General features: G+C 39.7%; 11 protein-coding genes. 7 read left to right on the plus strand and 4 right to left on the minus strand.

All coding sequences use genetic code 11. The annotated features are described in order from the left end of the window. Nucleotides 1-119 precede the first annotated feature (119 nt). The 3 genes from PHO71_RS03180 (at nt 120) to PHO71_RS03190 (ending at nt 3,119) form a co-directional block, all read left to right on the plus strand. A complete protein-coding gene (locus PHO71_RS03180; protein ID WP_300198808.1) occupies nt 120-1,031 on the plus strand; it encodes a glycosyltransferase in 912 nt (303 codons plus the stop codon). A 71-nt stretch (nt 1,032-1,102) separates the two neighbouring features. Then, complete coding sequence (locus tag PHO71_RS03185; protein ID WP_300198811.1) at nt 1,103-2,368, plus strand: glycosyltransferase family 4 protein; 1,266 nt, start codon at nt 1,103-1,105, stop codon at nt 2,366-2,368. Further along, a complete protein-coding gene (locus tag PHO71_RS03190) occupies nt 2,361-3,119 on the plus strand; it encodes a glycosyltransferase family 2 protein (RefSeq protein ID WP_300198814.1) in 759 nt (252 codons plus the stop codon). Before PHO71_RS03185 ends, PHO71_RS03190 begins: the two co-directional genes overlap by 8 nt. Nucleotides 3,120-3,736: 617 nt before the next feature. On the opposite strand, the gene PHO71_RS03195 is transcribed toward PHO71_RS03190, so the two are convergent. The 4 genes from PHO71_RS03195 to PHO71_RS03210 are packed head-to-tail and all read right to left on the minus strand — an operon-like array spanning nt 3,737 to nt 11,388. Then, on the minus strand, nt 3,737-4,747 hold the full coding sequence (locus PHO71_RS03195) for a DUF4973 domain-containing protein (RefSeq protein WP_300198817.1): 1,011 nt from the start codon (nt 4,745-4,747) through the stop codon (nt 3,737-3,739). A 32-nt stretch (nt 4,748-4,779) separates the two neighbouring features. Next, nucleotides 4,780-6,849, minus strand: coding sequence for a RagB/SusD family nutrient uptake outer membrane protein (locus PHO71_RS03200; RefSeq protein ID WP_300198821.1), 2,070 nt, complete (start codon nt 6,847-6,849; stop codon nt 4,780-4,782). An 11-nt stretch (nt 6,850-6,860) separates the two neighbouring features. Then, on the minus strand, nt 6,861-9,923 hold the full coding sequence (locus tag PHO71_RS03205) for a TonB-dependent receptor (RefSeq protein ID WP_300198824.1): 3,063 nt from the start codon (nt 9,921-9,923) through the stop codon (nt 6,861-6,863). 22 nt (nt 9,924-9,945) lie between these two features. Continuing rightward, on the minus strand, nt 9,946-11,388 hold the full coding sequence (locus PHO71_RS03210) for an IPT/TIG domain-containing protein (RefSeq protein WP_300198827.1): 1,443 nt from the start codon (nt 11,386-11,388) through the stop codon (nt 9,946-9,948). A 696-nt stretch (nt 11,389-12,084) separates the two neighbouring features. On the opposite strand from PHO71_RS03210, the gene PHO71_RS03215 reads away from it, so the two are divergent. The 4 genes from PHO71_RS03215 (at nt 12,085) to PHO71_RS03230 (ending at nt 19,715) form a co-directional block, all read left to right on the plus strand. Beyond that, complete coding sequence (locus tag PHO71_RS03215; RefSeq protein ID WP_300198830.1) at nt 12,085-14,154, plus strand: acetate--CoA ligase family protein; 2,070 nt, start codon at nt 12,085-12,087, stop codon at nt 14,152-14,154. 300 nt (nt 14,155-14,454) lie between these two features. Further along, a complete protein-coding gene (locus tag PHO71_RS03220; protein WP_300198833.1) occupies nt 14,455-15,636 on the plus strand; it encodes an FN3 domain-containing metallophosphoesterase family protein in 1,182 nt (393 codons plus the stop codon). A gap of 65 nt (nt 15,637-15,701) precedes the next feature. After that, nucleotides 15,702-17,696 (plus strand): glycoside hydrolase family 97 protein, encoded by a 1,995-nt coding sequence (locus tag PHO71_RS03225; protein WP_300199133.1) that lies wholly within the window; start codon nt 15,702-15,704, stop codon nt 17,694-17,696. Between the two features lie 24 nt (nt 17,697-17,720). Beyond that, nucleotides 17,721-19,715: a hypothetical protein gene (locus tag PHO71_RS03230; protein ID WP_300198835.1), complete on the plus strand. Its 1,995-nt coding sequence runs from the start codon at nt 17,721-17,723 to the stop codon at nt 19,713-19,715. The last annotated feature ends 16 nt before the right edge of the window (nt 19,716-19,731 follow it).

Here is a 19,731-nt window from a genome sequence, read left to right on the forward strand (position 1 = left end):
TTACCCAGTAGTAGTTGCTCAATTACTACTGGGTAGTTGGTCCACTACTACCAGGTAGTTGAAAACCCTTTAGTAATGTATCCTTGCGGAATTCGTTATTGATTATAAATGAATAAGTTATGACTAAAGCACCTGTTTTGTTATTCGTATACAATCGCCCCGTTCATACACAGCAAACCATCACTTCCTTGTTAAGAAATGAGATGGCGGCTGAAAGTCCTTTGTATATCTACTCCGATGCCGCTAAAACGGATGCGGATCAGAACGCGGTAGAAGAAACCCGTAGTTTTGTCCGTCAAATAACAGGCTTTGCATCCGTTACTATCATCGAACGGAGTGAGAATTGGGGATTAGCCCGCAACATCATCGACGGAGTTACTACACAAGTGAATCGTTTTGGTCGTGTCATCGTATTGGAAGACGATCTGATTGTGGCGCCTTATTTTTTGCAGTTCATGAATGATGCACTCGAAACTTATAAAGACGAACCACGTGTCGGACACATTCAAGCTTGCGATTTCACCAATGATTCTTCTTTACCGGATACTTTCCTTATCAAGTTTACCGGAAGTTGGGGCTGGGCAACCTGGGATAGAGCTTGGAAATACTTCAATCCCGACGGAGAAGCACTATTGAAAGAAATGGAAGAACGAAAGCTCACATATAACTTCGATTTCAATGGTAATTACCCATTCACCCGGATGTTACGTCGTCAAATCGAAGGGAAGAACAATTCCTGGGCAATTCGCTGGAATGCAAGTTTGTTTCTGAATAATATCCTTTCTTTGAATGTCGGTCGGTCGCTGGTACAAAACGACGGATTCGATGGAAGTGGCACCAATTGTGGAGGTGGAAATTTATACCGATCCTCTCTTTGGCTCGAACCACTACCTGTAGAACATCTGCATCCGATAGAGGAAAATCAGCAGGCGCGCAATTCCTTTGCCCGTTATTATCACCGCACCAATTGTTTCATGGCAAAGGCTATTCGACGCTTAAAACGAACATTAAAAGGAGATTTTGGTGCTTAAAAAGAAGCGGTTTGCCGAGAAATACATACTTTTGCAAAAAGTTTCTTTTCCACGATAGTAAATGATAGGGCATGAGAATACTGATTATCAATACTTCCGAGCGAATAGGTGGGGCTGCTGTCGCTGCCAGTCGCCTGACGGAGTCGTTGAAGAACAACGGCATTAAAGCAAAAATGTTAGTACGCGACAAGCAAACTGATCAAATCAGTGTTGTCGGCCTAAAGCGTAACTGGATGCATGTATGGAAATTTATTTGGGAACGCGTTGTCATCTGGAAAGCCAATTGTTTTAAGAAGAACAATCTATTTGCTGTAGATATAGCTAATACCGGGACAGACATTACTTCTCTTCCCGAATTCCAACAAGCGGATGTTATCCATTTACATTGGATCAACCAAGGGATGTTGTCACTCAAGAATATTCGTAAAATACTGGAATCTGGCAAACCGGTAGTCTGGACAATGCACGATATGTGGCCTTGCACGGGTATTTGCCATCATTCACGCGAGTGTGTGAACTATGAAACAGAATGTCACCACTGCCCTTTCATCTGTGAAGGAGGCAGAAAGAAAGATTTATCCACCCGTATCTTCCGAAAAAAGAAAGAAATATATAGCACCGCTTCTATCACTTTTGTAGCTTGCAGCAGGTGGTTGGAGAAAAGAGCTAAAACCAGTGCATTATTCTCCGGTCAGACTGTTACATCTATTCCGAATCCTATTAATACCAATCTGTTCAAACCTCGGAATATGCAAGAAGCCCGTAGCAAATGCCGGCTTCCTCAAGACCGTAAATTGATGTTATTTGGCTCCGTTAAGATCACAGATAAACGGAAAGGGATTGATTACCTGATTGAATCGTGCAAAATATTGGTAGAGAAACATCCGGAATGGAAAGAGTCATTGGGGGTAGTTGTATTTGGCAACCAGTCACAAGAACTACAGAGCTTGCTCCCTTTCCGGGTTTATCCACTCCCTTACATTAAAAATGAGCATGAGCTGGTTGATATATACAATGCAGTGGATATTTTCGTTACCCCTTCTCTTGAAGAAAATCTTCCCAATATGATTATGGAAGCAATGGCGTGCGGCGTGCCTTGCGTAGGATTCAATATCGGTGGTATTCCTGAAATGATTGATCATCTGCACAATGGTTATCTGGCACAATATAAGTCTTCAGAAGATTTTGCTAACGGTATTCAATGGATACTGACCGAACCGGGATATGATGAACTTTCTGAACAGGCTTGTCGGAAGGCTGTTGCCAATTATTCTGAAAGTGCTATAGCTAAGAAATACACAGATATCTATAACAAAATAACTGGAAAGTATGCATAACGGTCATCCAACACCTAAGTTCTCGATTATCACTGTAACCTACAATGCCGGGAAAGTATTGGAGGATACGATTCAGAGTGTTATTTCGCAGACTTACCATCGTGTGGAATATATCATTGTAGACGGAGCTTCCACGGATGCTACTTTATCTATTATTGATAAATACCGTGCACAGATACATACGGTTATCAGTGAGCCGGACAAAGGATTGTATGATGCCATGAACAAGGGAATATCACTTGCCACCGGAGATTACATTTGTTTTCTTAATGCGGGAGATTGTTTTCATGATGATGATACCTTGCGAGAAATGGTACATACGATGAATGGGAACGAACTTCCCGACATTCTATATGGTGAAACAGCAATTGTAGATACCGAAAGGCATTTCCTGCATATGCGCCGGTTATCTACTCCTGAAAAGCTGACTTGGAAAAGCTTTAAACAGGGAATGCTGGTTTGTCATCAGGCCTTTTTTGCCAAGTGTACTCTAGTAGAGCCATACGATCTGAAATATCGCTATTCTGCTGATTTTGATTGGTGTATACGTATCATGAAGAAAGCGCATAGTTTGCACAATACTCATCTCACTATTATTGATTATCTGGAGGAAGGGCTTACGACTCAGAATCACAAAGCTTCTTTAAAAGAGCGATTCCGCATCATGGCAAAGCATTATGGTTTGTTTAGTACCGTGATGTGGCATATTTGGTTCGTGATACGAGCAGTTACGCATCGCAAGAAGGTATAATCCTCTTCATTAGCTTCGCCATGTAGTAACTAATTGCTAATCTGTCGATTGAGGTGAGACTATAGTCGATTTTCACTCTTCTTTCGCCTTCATTCTCTTCACCTTTATGTTCTTCTTTATATGTTTCTTTCTATACTCTAATATCTTCCTTCCTGTCTTTTCTGTACCTGATTCATTACTTTTGGTTCCAAGTGATAAATAGCAAGCCGATTGTAATTGTCTAATTAGCCAACTTGTGTTGTCTGATTATTTGATAATAGTCATCTAATCAGCCGACCTCAGTTGTCTGTCATAATAAGAAAACTTAATTTGAAAGATAATAATGATTTTTATATTCAACTAGCATGAAAATACAGACAAGTGTTCTCTTTATAATATTGTTTATTGGAACGTTTTTATGGTGAAGATAGTGAATGAGTGAAAAATACATATTCACCTTTTGCTGTCTCTATAAATATTTGATAAACAAAACTTTAAATCTTGGTGAAGCAGGTAAAGAGTAGATATGGAATAGGTTTATGGAATAGAAAGAAAATGGAATATAAAAGAAGAGAATGCGCTGGCACATCCTCTTCTTTAATTTATGCATCAAACTTGTGATACTTACAAATAATGTATTACCAAAGAATTGCCTGATCTTTATCCGGTATCAATGTATTGATCTGACGTTGCATAGTCATACTACCGGTAACGCGATAACGAATAGGGTTATTAGGATCAGAAGTGATGTCCGTGAAATAATAATTCAAATACATTACTGTTGTATGCAATTCTATATACGGTTGAGTTTTATGTGGTTCCACGCTTCTCATATACTTACATTGACCATAAGACTTAATCTGCGCCTCATTAGCCGTATCTCCCGCTTTCACAGTAAGCTGACCTGTGACTACTCCATCTTCATCAGTTACTCCATCGCCAAATTCAACGATAACTTTATATTTGTGGCGATTTTCATCTTCTTCCCACCAAGTGCCTGCGTAGAAGAAGATAGATTTGTCATCTACTACACGAACACTGCGAGTATTCACGGTAGCCGGATCGTTGTTACTCTCTCCTAAATAAACATTCATTCCTGATGCGGTGTAAGTACCCGAGTAATCATTGAAGAGGCGAATATTTAATAAGGCTTTATAATATCCTTTACGAATATTTTGGGTGTAAGAAGAGCTTTCTTCTATAGTGAGTGGGAGCACCCATTTCTCATTCAGATCCAACTCTGCCAAATGAAAATCAATATCATACGTCTGCACATTCTTTCCGGCAGGAATGCGACAAACATTTCCATTAGGAAACGAATAAAATTGATCGGGTAATTGCTTATACCATAAATCTTGCCGATTTAGATATTTTTCCGTATTCAAGATACTGAGTGTATCATTATCTACTCCAATTTTTACGTCTATGTCCCGATTGTTATCTTGGGAGCCACTGACAATAACCGGTAATTTGTATAAACCGCTACCGTCAGATTGATAACGTATGTAAATATCATTCACCCCATTACTCGCTATTGGGGCTTTGAATGAAATCATCTGGCCGTACAGTTCATCCTTCCATTCATCGTTGCATGAGCTTAATAAGACACATACCCCAAGTGCAATCCCTAAAATATATACTTTTTTCATATTATATTCATTCGTTAGTTATGTTCAATCCCTTAATCATAATCCTGCCATCCAGGAGCCTGAGTCATATTCTTATTCCGTTTGAGTTCATCATAACTCATGGGCCAGAAATATTGTTTCCGAGAAAAAGCAGTCTGTACTCCAGTCACTCTGACAGGGGTGTAGAAGGCCTCTCTATTTTCTGTATCCATCATGACGTTACAACCAAAAATCTGTCCTCCCTCATGTTCCGGTGCGATTTTCCAACGGCGTAGGTCGTAATAGCGCTGACTCTCAGCAAAGAACTCAATCTGGCGTTCATGCACGATCTTCTCAAAGAACTTCTGGGAGTCTCTATACACATCATCCTCATAATCGGGTACTCCGGCACGCATACGTATGGGTTTCACACCGCGACGCATCTCTTCAACATCACGACTAATGGCGTAGGTTTTACTTCCGTCCCATGAAGCAATATTGTAAGTGTTGTTTGAAGTCAAATTATTCAATGCTTCCGCATATGCCAATAGTATATCTGCATAGCGAAGTGCCGGTTCCGTCTTTTTTACGATCGTTCCTCCGTAATTCGTACAATCAGACGGATGAATGTATTTCTTTATACCGATACCGGTAACCAACCAACGCTCAGTGCCATTGGCACGTCCATCGGTTGCACTGCGATAATACCATACCTGTTTATTTATAATTTGATCGGCTCCGTTTCCGGTGGCACTCGTGCAATACCATGTTGCGCCATTATAACCTACGGATGCGTAGAAACGTGGCTCACGATTGGCATATCCCATCCATACATCGTTTTCCAAATTGTCATAGGGATGAAGGTCTTTGTTCGTACTGTTTGTAAAGCCTGTCAGACCTGTTTCGCGGTCGTATGGTTTTCCATCTGCCATATCATAAGCATCACATTGCTTCATGGTCATGGAGTGAATATTCCATCCACCTATGGATTGAGGCATCTGATGTTTCGCCATATCGGCAACGTCACAAGCATCTACCAAATGATCTCTATCATATGCCGCTTCATTTACGACACGGCTAAAAATAATTTCCGGATTATTAAATAAAAAGACTTCTCCATTGAACAAGGAACGGTAAGAATCAAACGGATCGATGTCAGCCCATCCTTCGGGGAAAGGTTTATTAGAGAATTTTTCATTGTAAGGAGGTTCGACAGTCTTCGGGTAAGATAAGTCACCAGCCACAGCTGTCTCTCTCTTTTTTACTGTATACAATTTGTACCATGGACCACTTGCTCCGCCCTCTATCACATCTCTTGCCGCTGCGGCAGCCTTTGCCCATTTCGATTCATCAGGTTCCTGCGAAATCAACACACGTCCGCTCTTATCCGTGAAATCAGCCATTTCCGTATTTCCGTTCATTAATGGGCTAGCGCCGTAAAGATATGCTTTGGCACGTACTGCCAATGCAGCTCCACGGGTAGGGCGGGCAAGATTTAGGTTATCCCTTTTTTCTGGAAGCTCTGCAGCTGCCTGTGCCATCTCTGAAGCGATAAATTCCACACATTCGTCATACGTATTACGCGGATAACTTAACTCATCATAAGATTTTGAATAATCAACGCCTTCAACCGGCATCAAAGGGATGGGGCCGTATCTCTTCAGCAACATCCAATAGAAATATGCACGTAGAAAACGCGCCTGCCCTTTTACGTCAGTAATTTCTTGTGGAGTAAAATCTTTATTTATATCCACTTTGTTAATCAAAACAGTAGCTTGATATATGGCGGCATAAGACCATTTCCAAGCATCTTGGTAAAAACCACTATAGTCATAACCATATCCGATTTCACCTAGTTTGTATTTACGATAACGGTTTAAATTGTCACCTTCGCTAAATACTTGATCATCCGCAAAGTTTTGGGGACAAAAACGGGTATGTCCTACTTCAATGTTATCACCCATTAAACGGCAATAACAATAAGAAAGCCATTGTAAGGTATACACGTCATCTTCGAAAATTTTATCCTCAGACTGCATATCTTTAAAATATTTTTCCACACTTAAATAGTCGGAACAAGAGGATAAGGATAGCCCGCAAACAATAACTATTGCTCCTAATAATAGATATATTTTTTTCTTCATAATCTTCTGTTTTATAAATTAATGGTCAATCCTACTGTATAGGTTCTAGATAAAGGATATCTTTCACCCGATCCGCTTCCCATTTCAGGATCCCACAGTTTGAATTTGGAGAATGTCAGCAAATTGGTTCCCATCAAATAAATACGCATTTGGTTTAAGAACAGACTTCTTGTCCAATTCTTAGGCAATGTGTAACCTAATTCCAAATTTTTTAGGCGAAGATAGGAACCGTCGCGCAACCAATAAGTAGATTCACGGAAGTTGTTACTGTTGCCTCCAAAACTCAGACGCGGATATCTCGCGTTCGGATCTTCGTTGGTTCCCAGTGACCAATAATTGCCGGGAATATCAGCTAGGATATTACCCCAATAACCATCCACTAAAGGATAAGCAACTGTTCCATAAAGACCGAAGGTAGATTTTCCAGCCCCCTGGAAATGCAGATTGAAATCAAACCCATTCCATTGAGCTGAGAGTCCGAATCCGTAGATCAAGTTCGGTCTGTTAGTAGCACCGATAGGTACTCTGTCATTATCGTTTACCAATCCGTCTCCATTTACGTCCTTATATTTAATGTCGCCCGGAGCCACTTCACCAAACTCTTGTTTAGGGCTGTCCCGAATATCGTCATAATCTACAAATAATCCTTTCGCAATTAATCCTCTCGACTGGTTTACACGGAACCCTTTTTCACGGGTATAACTATAATGACTATACGATTCGTCGTACTCTTTGATCTCGTTTTTGCTATACGTCATGTTGCCACGGAATGTAAAATTGATTTCACCCAGCTTCTGATTATAAGCAATATGACCATCGAAACCTCTTGATAAAACAGCCCCTACATTGGCAAATGGAGAATATTCCAGCAAACCGGTACTATATGGTAAAGAACTACGCTTTTGATAAATTCCGTCACGTTGTTCATGAAAATAATCTACAGCACCACTTAATTTATCGTTTAACAGAGAAAAATCAATTCCGACATCATGCTTCTTTGCAATTTCCCATGTAATACCTTGTGAAGCAAAATTATCGTACGTCAGCCCCTGATAGAAGGAACCGGTAGAATTATTAGTGCCTATATCCCCATAATAGTAACCGTATTTATTATCAGTCTTATATCTGGATAGATAAGGGAAGCGTACACCCAAATTATCATTACCTACCTTACCGTATGAATAACGGAGTTTGAACATATTTATCCATTTAAGGTTATTCTTAACAATGGACTCCTCAGCAATGTTCCATGCTGCAGAGTAAGCAGGGAAGAAACCGTACTGGTGACCGGGAGCAAAGTTCTCGGAACCATTGTAACCAAAGTTGAAATCAAAGAAATAACGGTATTTCCATCCATAGGTGAAACGTCCGGCTAACCCTTGATGGCGTCCTTCGATAGTTTGCATCGCATCTCCGCTTTGAGTATTCACTATTTTATCCTGCGAATATTTCATTACTCCACCTACCATATGGTTGCCAAACGTACGGTTATAGTGTAACTCCGCTTCCAGATATTCTCTACGACCACCGGATGATCCCGGAGTAACCGTCAGTAGCTTCTCTGTTTCTACTTTGTCAAACTCTAATTCTCCTAAAGCATTACGTTTATTTTGTGCTTTCCACATATCAGGCCATTTGATACGGGAGTTACTATTATTTGCACTGTTATCAAACCCGAACCGTCCATAAAAATTCAATCCGGGGGTGATAAACTTCAGGTCTTGCTCCAGATTAACAGTAGTCTGAATATTATTACTCCAGTTTTCAGCATATCCCATTTGCGTAACTAACATCCACGGATTTCTTTGGTTATTTGTTCCTTGTGCAGCCCAATATCCATTTTTATATCTTACTGGTGTAGAAATTGGATTGTATGAAAATGTAGAAATCCATATTTGGTCAGCAGATCCTCCCGGCTGATTCTTTTTATCTAGCGAACCGGATACTCCGACCTTTAGTAAAGTACTCTTTGTCAGATTCAAGTCTACGTTCATACGATAATTCCAACGCCTATAATTGGCATTAGTATTGTAATCTTTTAACCCATCGTCGGTCTTATACATACCTCCTTCGTCTACATAGCTGGCAGAAACGAAATAGCGTGCTGTAGTACCACCACCACTTAAATCAACTGCAGCATGATAGATAGGTGCACCTTTTTTTAGGATCATGTCCATCCAGTTCACGTTCGGATAAAGTTCGGGGTCAAGCCCGTTAGTGAAAAGCTCTACTTCAGCTTCTGTATAAGGAACAGGTTTACTACGTGTTGCGAAAGCTTCGTTCACCATATTAACATATGTCACACCGTCTACAAATTCAGGAGTCGTAGTTCGTGTACTATAAGATGTTTCTACTTTTACATTTACTTTTGTCTTTCCTTCTTTTCCTCGTTTAGTAGTAATCAATATAACACCGTTTGCACCGCGAGAACCATAAATTGCTGTTGCAGAAGCGTCTTTCAATACAGAGAAGTCCTGAATATCCTCTACGTTAATCTCATTCAGGCTACGTTCGAACCCATCAACTAGTACTAATGCACCCGATCCCGCACCAAACGTGGAAATACCACGGATCCAGAACTCTGAAATGTTTTCCCCAGGCTGTCCGGAAGTCTGGCGTGCTAAAATACCAGGTACAATACCTCCTAGTGCATTTGCTATGCTAGAGGTCGGAGTGCGTAATTGGGACACATCTACCGTAGTTACCGCACCTGTCACCGTAATTTTTTTCTGTGCGCCGGTACCCGTTATGGTAACTTCATCTAACACCGTTTTTTCATCTTCTTTTAAAACAATATTAACCACCGGTTTATCCTTCACCAAAGCTTGTTCTGATTTGAACCCTACATAAGAGAATACCAATGTCGAGTAAGCCGGTATTTTTATTTTGTATTTACCATTAATATCAGTCATCACGCCAAACCCCGGATTATTTTTCACGATAACGTTTACACCGATGAGTGGCTCTTTATTTGGGTCAGTAACGATACCCGTTACTTCTATTTGTTGCTCTTGGGCATAGGAAGCACTGATACATCCTATCACTAACAAAAATAGAAAGAATATTTTTTTCATATATTTTATGTCTTTTATAGTATTACTCAGTCCTTAGATAACGAACGCAATGATTTCCTGTATCACCAATATAGAATGTTTCTTCACCTTCTTCGTAAGTTATAGCACGTGCTCCATTGAAGCGTGCTTCATGTAATGGATCACCATCAATATATCCAGTAAAACTGTTGTCTACTGTATAATTACTACGTCCTGCAATGATAGTAGCAACTCCTTCAGGAGTGATTTTCCAGATACAATGTCCTTCCTGATCCGCTAGATAGAAATCGTAAACATCGTCTCTACCTTCCTGAACATATTTAGGATTCTTCACGAAATTTCCTCCCCAAGGACGACCGAAACGAGCCAACGCACCGGGGCCTTCTTTAACTAATCCAGCGTTTTCGTAGTTGTCATATTGTCCCACTAAAAGTGTAGGAGCCTTAAGATCTTTAGCTATAGGATCATATTCACTTTTATAAATAGCACCATTATACCGACCAAATATATAGACGTACTTTCCTTCCGGATGAGCTTTCAATTTTATTTGCTGACCTCCTCCTGTAACAAAATGGAAACAAGTAGTGGCACTCCCGTCTATAAAAGGAACTCCGCCTTTACGCATCAGTTTCATGACAGCTCCGGTTTTCCAACTTGTAAAGAACGTTGTACCATCCGGCATATAAGCTATAGCATAGGTACATGAACTATAACAGTACGGACGTAATTTCTGAAAACCTTCTGAACGTAGTAGATAGTGGATGTTAGGCATTGAAACATTACCCAGATCACCTTGACCGTTGTCATCTGCGATCAGCAATGTATCACCATCGGTAGAAAATGTAAAAGTCTGCATCTTATCTGCTCGAGAGCCCGCATAGAGTGTTTTTACTTCTTTTTTGGTTAGATTAATAGTACGAAGACCATGACTTCCACCTTCATAATTGCAAGTGAATATTATCTTGTCTCCATTTTCCGGTTTAGGATCGAACATCATCCAGTCGGATGTTGGCACTCCGGCGCCTTCAGAAAATAAACCGTCTTGAAAAGGTGCAGCTCCGGTTTGGGAATTAAAATTCCTCAACAACGTTCCAACTACCATTTTAGACAAATAATTAAAGCGTTGGTCAAATGTGTAATCTACCGCTTTATTACCGTCTTTGTCGTCGATAATAATTTTAATGTCGCCATCGTAAGCACGTGCAGGAAGCATACAATGGATTTTTGAACCGTTCGACGCAATAACCGCTGCTTTTTGTCCACCAACAGTTACATGAATCTTAGACTCATCGGTACCAAAATTTGATCCGGTGATGTACATTCGAGTTCGTACACCACCCTCTTTAGGAGTGAAATCCGTAAACTCTGTTGGCTTTGATGTATCAACCGGTGTGGTTACCCACGTCCCCGGAGTGACTTCATCGCTACCGCAGCTAGCTAAAAACATACTACACATCACAAATGTGTAAAGCAAGTGTTTATCCATAAATTAAACAATTAAAAAGGTTAATAAAAAGGTATATTATATAAGTATTTAGTATTCTACAGAGCTTGCATTATAACACCAACTGTTTGCAATTTTTCGGATAACTAAAGTGACCTGTATTTATTGTATCCAGTAGGTATTTTATGTTACTAGTTCTCAAATAATATTTAAGTTTAACATCCACACTAACATTGTTTTTTTCTTTGATTGAGTAGCTTCCGGCATATTGTAAGGCTGTTTTTCTTGCCAACATGACATAAGGCAAATTATGCCATCTTGTGCTGAAAAATTAAATGAATAGATAACTGGTATTAATACGTTGATTACTTGGTGTGTATATATTATATTGTAAAATATATATTATGCAATAACTATAGATTGACGATGTAACAATTACTCAAAAAAGTACATGGATAAATGAAGGAACATTTTTAATATTGTGTACTACATAAAATATACTGCATTAGAAATTTATAAAGATTTTATAAAATCAATTAGAAAATGAGTAAAAAGAAACCGTAATGTTGTTGTTTGTGTAATAAGAAGAAATTCAAGGATATGATAGTGACAAAAGATTAATTGAGATATGATATAAATAGCTAAATAAACAAGTATATCAATCTTTCTGCATATTTTTTCATATTTCTTTCAGAAAAAGATATATTTGTACCTAGTTAAATAAAACCTGTATATGATATGATAACAACCCAGTTGCTGTGTCCCGAAAGTATCGTAGTTGTAGGGGCTTCGAATAATGTACATAAGCCGGGTGGCGCTATATTAAAGAATTTGATAAATGGAGGATATCGTGGTGAGCTTAGAGCTGTGAATCCGAAAGAAAAAGAAGTGCAAGGAGTTCCGGCTTTTGCCGATGTAAAAGATATACCTGATACGGATTTGGCTGTATTGGCTGTTCCGGCAGCCTTATGTCCGAATGTAGTCGATGTGTTGGCAAAGGAAAAAAAGACGAGAGCATTTATCATTCTTTCCGCCGGATTTGGTGAAGAAACACAAGAAGGGGCATTACTTGAACAAAAGATATTAGAGACTGCTAATCAATATGGGGCATCTTTGATTGGTCCCAATTGTATTGGATTAATGAATACTTGTCATCATAGTGTGTTTAGCCAGCCTATTCCGAATTTGAATCCTAAGGGGGTGGATTTAATTTCCAGTTCCGGTGCTACAGCTGTATTTATTCTGGAGAGTGCGGTAACGAAAGGTTTGCAGTTTAACTCTGTATGGTCTGTAGGAAATGCCAAACAAATTGGGGTAGAAGATGTACTTCAGTTTATGGACGAACATTTTGATCCGGAAAGAGATTCTCATCTTAAATTACTTTATATTGAGAGCATCAAAAAACCGGATAGATTGTTGTTCCATGCCTCATCTTTAATCAGGAAAGGTTGTAAGATAGCGGCTATTAAAGCTGGAAGTTCGGAAAGTGGAAGCCGTGCAGCTTCTTCGCATACAGGAGCAATTGCTAGTTCGGATTCAGCAGTTGAAGCTTTGTTCCGTAAGGCGGGAATTGTTCGTTGCTTTTCCCGTGAGGAACTCACTACTGTGGGATGTGTTTTTACTTTACCGGAACTAAAAGGAAAAAATTTCGCAATCATTACTCATGCCGGTGGCCCCGGAGTGATGCTGACTGATGCCTTAAGTAAAGGTGGTTTAAATGTTCCCAAGTTGGAAGGAGCGCAGGTGGAAGCGCTGAAAGCCCAACTTTTTCCCGGTGCAGCAGTAGGCAATCCGATTGATATTCTTGCTACCGGAACGCCGGAACATCTCCGTACTTGTATTGATTATTGTGAGGAGAAATTTGAGAATATTGATGCTGTGATGGCTATCTTTGGTACACCTGGCCTAGTGACGATGTTTGAAATGTACGATGTACTTCATGAGAAAATGCAGACTTGCCGCAAACCCATTTTTCCGATCCTCCCTTCTATAAATACTGCCGGAGCAGAGGTTGCTGCATTTCTGGCAAAAGGACATGTGAACTTTGCGGATGAAGTGACCTTGGGAACTGCCCTTTCTCGTATAGTGAACGCTCCCAAACCGGCGGCACCGGAGATTGAACTTTTTGGAGTAGATGTTCCGAGGATTCGTCGTATCATTGATTCTATCCCGGAGGATGGTTACATCGAACCTCATTATGTACAAGCTTTGCTCCATGCAGCCGGAATTACGATTGTGGATGAATTTGTATCTGATAAGAAAGAAGAAGTTATTGCTTTTGCTCATCGTTGTGGATTTCCGGTTGTTGCTAAAGTAGTAGGTCCCGTACATAAGTCGGATGTCGGGGGAGTTTCTCTCAATATTAAAGGAGAACAATATTTAGCTTTAGAATTTGATCGAATGATGAAGATTCCCGAAGCTCGTGCGGTAATGGTTCAGCCAATGTTGAAAGGAACCGAACTGTTTATCGGTGCCAAATATGAAGAAAGATTTGGTCATGTAGTACTTTGTGGATTGGGAGGTATTTTTGTAGAAGTACTGAAAGACGTATCTTCAGGTTTGGCTCCCCTTTCTTATGAGGAAGCCTATTCTATGATTCATTCTTTGCGTGCTTATAAGATCATTCAGGGAACTCGTGGACAAAAAGGAGTGAATGAAGATAAATTTGCAGAGATTATAGTCCGTTTGTCTACACTTCTCCGGTTTGCAACAGAGATAAAAGAGATGGATATCAATCCACTTCTGGCCACAGATAAATCTGTGATAGCAGTAGATGCACGCATTCGGATTGAGAGAACAGATCAGTAATTGTATTGATTGGGATGCAAGCTATATCGTTATGAAAATGATGTTTACAGCTTGTGCTTTTTAATATTAACCGTTTCACTTTCGTGTTTGATATTTTGGTATTTGAAACGAACAAATGTTGCGGTTTTTATTAGAATAGGTAGAATAAAGATGAAATATGAACGAGTATAGTGTACTATTTGTTTGATTCAATTTTTTTAGATTTTGATTCAAATGTTGCATTTGTGTTAAAAATATCAAGTTAGCTTTGCAACAATTAATCGAAATTCTTTTAAGTAACTATTGTAAACTGAAAATGTAATGATAAACACACTTTTACATCTTAAACGATTAACTTTGGCTTTTTCGCTCATAACGGGGCTTGTTTTTAGCCTATCTGCCAAACAAACCGAGATCTTTAAAATTTGTCATGGACCTTATTTACAAGAGATTACTTCCGATGGTGTAAGTTTTATTTTTACTACGTCACTTCCTGCTTTTTCATGTATCGAACTACAAAAGCAAGGAGAAACACAATCTAAGATATATCGTCATACAGAATATGGTTTGCATGATGCATATAATACTTTCCATTCAATTCGGGCGGGGAAATTAGAACCGGGCACTACTTATAAATATCGCATCCGCACTAAAGAGATACGTGAATTTAATCCTTATAAGATTGTTTTTGGTGATAGTATTACTTCTCAATGGTACTCTTTTCAAACTACCGACCCTCAAAGTAAAGGAGGTTCATTGTTCATTGTGAGTGATACTCATAACGATGCCAAAAAGTTGGAAACATTACTGAATCTTTGTGATTATAAGACCTGCGATGTTTTTCTTTATGCAGGTGATCTTATGAATTATATGGAGAATGATGAAACACCGTTCGAAGCATTCATTGATACCAGTGTGAAACTTTTTGCAACTTCTATCCCTTTTGAGATGGTGAGAGGTAATCATGAAACGCGAGGAAAGCTGGCACGTACTTATCCGAAATTATTTCCGAAGACGACAAACAAAATATATAGTAGCCGTTTGGTGGGAGACATCATGATAGTGATGTTGGATTGCGGAGAAGATAAACCTGACAAAACTCCTGTTTATGCCGGATTAAATGATTTCGACAATTATCGCACTGAACAGGCAAAATGGTTAAAAGAACTGGTGAAAACAAAAGAATTTAAGAAGGCTAAATATCGAATCGTAATATCACACTTCCCAATGGTTAATTCTATTTCCGAAGGTCAGGATACTGATCATGGAATAGATGATCTGGCAGCTAAAATGTTACCAATTCTAAATAAAGCGAATATTAATATTATGATTTCCGGACATACTCATCGCTATGCTTTCTTTGAAACGGGTAGTGGAGGGAATAATTTTCCGGTTATTGTAGGAAGCAATCAAAGTGCTACTCGATTAGATATTCAAGATGGAGAGATTAAAGCAAAAGTAATAGATAAAGATGGAAAGATATTACTGGATACTAAGTTTTAATGAGATTGATAAAGTTATATCGTAAATTCTAAATATAAATTATACTTTTTATGAAAAATAATAAAATGAAGAAGCTGATACTAATGATCACATGTGGAATGCTAGTGCTTTCCGCTCATGCACAGAAAGTGTTTAAACTTAATTCTCCGAGTGATAACTTGTGTGTAACAATTACTCCCGGCAAACAGTTGGCATATGATATCACCTGTAATGGAAGACAAATACTTGCTCCTTCTCCAATTTCTATGACATTGGATAACGGACAAGTTTGGGGAAAGAATGCTCGTTTATCCGGCAGTAAACTAAAAAAAGTCGATCAGGTCGTTCCTTCTCCTTTCTATCGTGCAAAAGAGATAAAAGATCGCTATAATGAATTGGTACTGCGTTTTAATGGTGATTATTCGGTTGAGTTCCGTGCATATGACGATGGAGTGGCTTATCGTTTTGTCAGCCAAGTGAAAAAGCCGTTCAATGTGGTGAATGAGCAAGCGGACTTCTGTTTTCCTTTTGATGCGTCGGCAACTGTCCCTTATGTAAAAAGAGGAGATGACGGTGATTTTAATTCACAGTTTTTTAATTCGTTCGAAAATGAATACGCTACAGATAATCTGTCGAAGTTGAATGGAAAACGTTTGATGTTTCTCCCTTTAGTGGTAGATGCCGGTGAGGGTGTTAAAGTGTGTATTACTGAAACTCATTTGGAGAATTATCCGGGACTTTACCTTTCTACAGCGAAGGGTGGCAACAGTTTGAGTGGTGTATTTGCTCCTTACCCCCAAAAAATGGTACAAGGCGGACATAATAATCTTCAAATGCTGGTGGAAGAACGCGAAGCGTATATTGCTAAAGTAGATAAGAAAAGGAGTTTTCCGTGGCGTATTGCTATTGTTACTACTTCGGATAAAGAGCTTGCTGCTAGTAATCTGAGTTATCTTCTGGCTGCTCCTTCCCGATTGCAGGATCTCTCTTGGGTTAAACCTGGAAAAGTTGCCTGGGACTGGTGGAACAATTGGAATCTGGAAGGTGTCAATTTTGAAACAGGTGTAAATAATGCTACTTATAAAGCGTATATTGATTTTGCTTCGAAAAAGGGTATCGAATATGTGATTCTTGATGAGGGTTGGGCTGTAAATAAAAAAGCAGACTTGATGCAAGTAGTGAATGATATTAATCTGAAGGAACTGGTGGGTTATGCTAAAGCACAAAATGTAGGAATTATTTTGTGGGCTGGTTATCATGCTTTCGATCGTGATATGGAGAATGTTTGCCGTCATTATGCCGAGATGGGTGTAAAAGGTTTTAAAGTGGACTTTATGGATCGTGATGACCAGTTGATGGCGGATTTCAATTATCGCGCCGCGGCCATGTGTGCCAAATACAAATTGATCCTCGACTTGCATGGCACTTCTAAACCTGCGGGGCTGAATCGTACTTATCCCAATGTACTTAACTTTGAAGGTGTAAACGGATTAGAACAATTGAAGTGGAGTCCCGCTACGCTTGATCAGGTCAAATACGATGTGATGATTCCTTTTATTCGTCAGGTGTCGGGGCCGATGGATTACACGCAAGGTGCTATGCACAATGCGGCTAAAGGAAATTACTACCCTTGCAATTCGGAGCCAATGAGCCAAGGTACTCGTTGCCGCCAGTTGGCTTTGTATGTTATATTTGAATCTCCATTTAATATGTTATGTGACTCCCCGAGTAATTATATGCGTGAACAAGAATCTACTAATTTCATAGCAGAGATCCCTACCGTATGGGATGAAACTAAAGTTTTGGATGGTAAGATGGGTGAATATATTGTAACAGCACGGCGTGACGGTGATGTATGGTATGTTGGAGGAATCACTGACTGGAATATGAGAGAAATGACAATCGACCTTTCTTTCTTACCGGATGGAAACTATCAGGTAGAAGAATTCCGTGATGGATTGAATGCCCACCGTAAAGGTACAGATTACTGTAGGGAAGAGAAAAGTCTATCTGCGGATAAGCAGTTGAAAGTGAAGATGTATCCGGGTGGAGGATATGCCGCTAAAATTCAAATCAAGTAATTTTGTAATATTTGAAATATAATAATGAAGAAGATAAGTTTGTGGTTACTTTTCTTGTTTTGTTTGAATTCCACTAAGGCGCAACAATTCTGGAAGATTGATAGCTTGGGTAGCAGTATTACGTGGCAGGTAAGAGCGGGAGAGGCTCATTTTGATCATATTGAGATGGCAGGTAAACAGCTAGCTACAGTGTTGCGGTATGGAGTAAATAAAGAAGGAACTTTCAAGCTGAATAAGAGTTTGGTCTGGCCAATGCTTCGTACAATACCTAATAACACACATGGTAATGTGATTCGTCGTTTCGACTGGAACCCGTTGGATGCCGTGACAGTGAACGGTAACAGTATTCGTGAGCAAGTGAAGACTGTGACTTTGAACGGAACTATGGAGGTAATCAGTGAGATTTTGTTAGGGAGAAATGCCTCATTATCTCTGAAACGTACTTATTTCCCGTCTGTGGATTCACCTTCCTTGGTGGAAATCTATGAGTTTACCAATACAGGGAAGGATATGGTGAATCTAGAAATTCCTGAGATCCATTCTGTACTTTCTACAGATCCCAATCAGGGGGTAGAGGGTGCTTATACGATACACTTACAGACTTGGAACTCAGGTTATGTTGCTTTAGCACCCGGGAAAACATATATGTTTCCTGCATCTATTTCAGCCTGTAAGTCTTCGGAAAAAGAACAACGGATAGATGGATTGGTAGAAATGGCAAAACGTAAAGAACTGGTAGCGGGATGGATGAATAATCTGGTTTTGGAAACTCCGGAACCTATACTTAATGAAATGTTTGCTTTTTCGAAGATACGTGCATGCGAAAGTATTTATGAAACGAAATCAGGACCGATGCATGGTCCGGGTGGTGAAGCATATTATGCTGCTATCTGGGCTAACGATCAGGCTGAATATGTTGATCCTTATTTCCCTTTTGTAGGTTATCCCTATGGAAATGAGTCTGCATTAAATTCATTCAGATTGTTTTCGAAATACATGAATGATGAGGGTAAACCTATGCCTAGCTCAATAATTGCCGAAGGACTTGATCATTTTGGAGTAGCGGGTGACCGTGGAGATGGTGCTATGGTTGCCTATGGGGCAGCCCGTTATGCTCTGGCCAGAGGGAATAAAGAAGAAGCTGAAGAATTATGGCCCTTGGTAGAATGGTGTCTGGAGTTTTGTCGTCAAAAGCTGAATGATCGAGGAGTAGTAACTTCTGATTCAGATGAATTGGAGAATCGTTTTCCTGCTGGCAAGGCAAATCTATGTACCTCTTCTTTATATTATGATGCGTTGGTTTCAGCTGCTTATTTGGCGGAAGACTTAGGAAAAGGAAGTGCTATAGTGAAAAAGTATCGTGAACAGGCTGCTCAAATGGAAAAGAATATTGATAGCTATTTTGCGGCAACAGTAGAGGGATTTGATACTTATGCATATTATGAAGGGAATGACATTCTGCGTTCGTGGATCTGTATTCCTTTGGTGATGGGGATTGATAAACGTGCTTCAGGTACAGTTGAGGCACTCTTTTCACCGCGGCTGTGGACTGAAAACGGTCTACTGACACAGGCGGGTACAAATACTTTCTGGGATCGTTCCACGTTGTATGCATTGCGTGGAGTGTTTACGGTTGGTGAGATAGAGAAGGCTTTGACATTCTTGAAACGCTATTCTGTTGCACGTCTGCTGGGTGGTCATGTCCCTTATGCAGTTGAGGCATGGCCGGAAGGTAATCAGCGTCATCTTTCTGCAGAAAGCGGATTGTATGGTCGTATTTTTACCGAAGGAATGTTTGGCATTCGCCCTACCGGGCTTCATTCATTCTCTTTAAATCCACGCTTGCCCAAAGACTGGGATCATATGGCATTTCGAAAGATTAAAGCTTTTGGGGCTGATTTCGATATTGTGGTAGAACGTGTGAAAGGAGAAACAATTAGGGTCAAGGTAGAGAAAGGTGGAAAAACGATTCTGAATAAGAAGGTGAAAAGTGGTACGACAATCTTGTGTAAACTTTAAATAGTGAACATTCAAA

This window comes from Bacteroides sp., from assembly GCF_028690125.1.
In the GTDB taxonomy this organism is placed as follows: Bacteria; Bacteroidota; Bacteroidia; order Bacteroidales; family Bacteroidaceae; genus Bacteroides.

Bases quoted from the DNA above. Each gene is read 5' to 3' on its own strand.
- PHO71_RS03190 (WP_300198814.1), top strand. From the start codon at position 2,361: ATGCATAACGGTCATCCAACACCTAAGTTCTCGATTATCACTGTAACC.
- PHO71_RS03205 (WP_300198824.1), bottom strand. From the start codon at position 9,923: ATGAAAAAAATATTCTTTCTATTTTTGTTAGTGATAGGATGTATCAGT.
- PHO71_RS03185 (WP_300198811.1), top strand. From the start codon at position 1,103: ATGAGAATACTGATTATCAATACTTCCGAGCGAATAGGTGGGGCTGCT.
- PHO71_RS03195 (WP_300198817.1), bottom strand. From the start codon at position 4,747: ATGAAAAAAGTATATATTTTAGGGATTGCACTTGGGGTATGTGTCTTA.
- PHO71_RS03220 (WP_300198833.1), top strand. From the start codon at position 14,455: ATGATAAACACACTTTTACATCTTAAACGATTAACTTTGGCTTTTTCG.
- PHO71_RS03210 (WP_300198827.1), bottom strand. From the start codon at position 11,388: ATGGATAAACACTTGCTTTACACATTTGTGATGTGTAGTATGTTTTTA.
- PHO71_RS03200 (WP_300198821.1), bottom strand. From the start codon at position 6,849: ATGAAGAAAAAAATATATCTATTATTAGGAGCAATAGTTATTGTTTGC.
- PHO71_RS03180 (WP_300198808.1), top strand. From the start codon at position 120: ATGACTAAAGCACCTGTTTTGTTATTCGTATACAATCGCCCCGTTCAT.
- PHO71_RS03215 (WP_300198830.1), top strand. From the start codon at position 12,085: ATGATAACAACCCAGTTGCTGTGTCCCGAAAGTATCGTAGTTGTAGGG.
- PHO71_RS03225 (WP_300199133.1), top strand. From the start codon at position 15,702: ATGAAGAAGCTGATACTAATGATCACATGTGGAATGCTAGTGCTTTCC.
- PHO71_RS03230 (WP_300198835.1), top strand. From the start codon at position 17,721: ATGAAGAAGATAAGTTTGTGGTTACTTTTCTTGTTTTGTTTGAATTCC.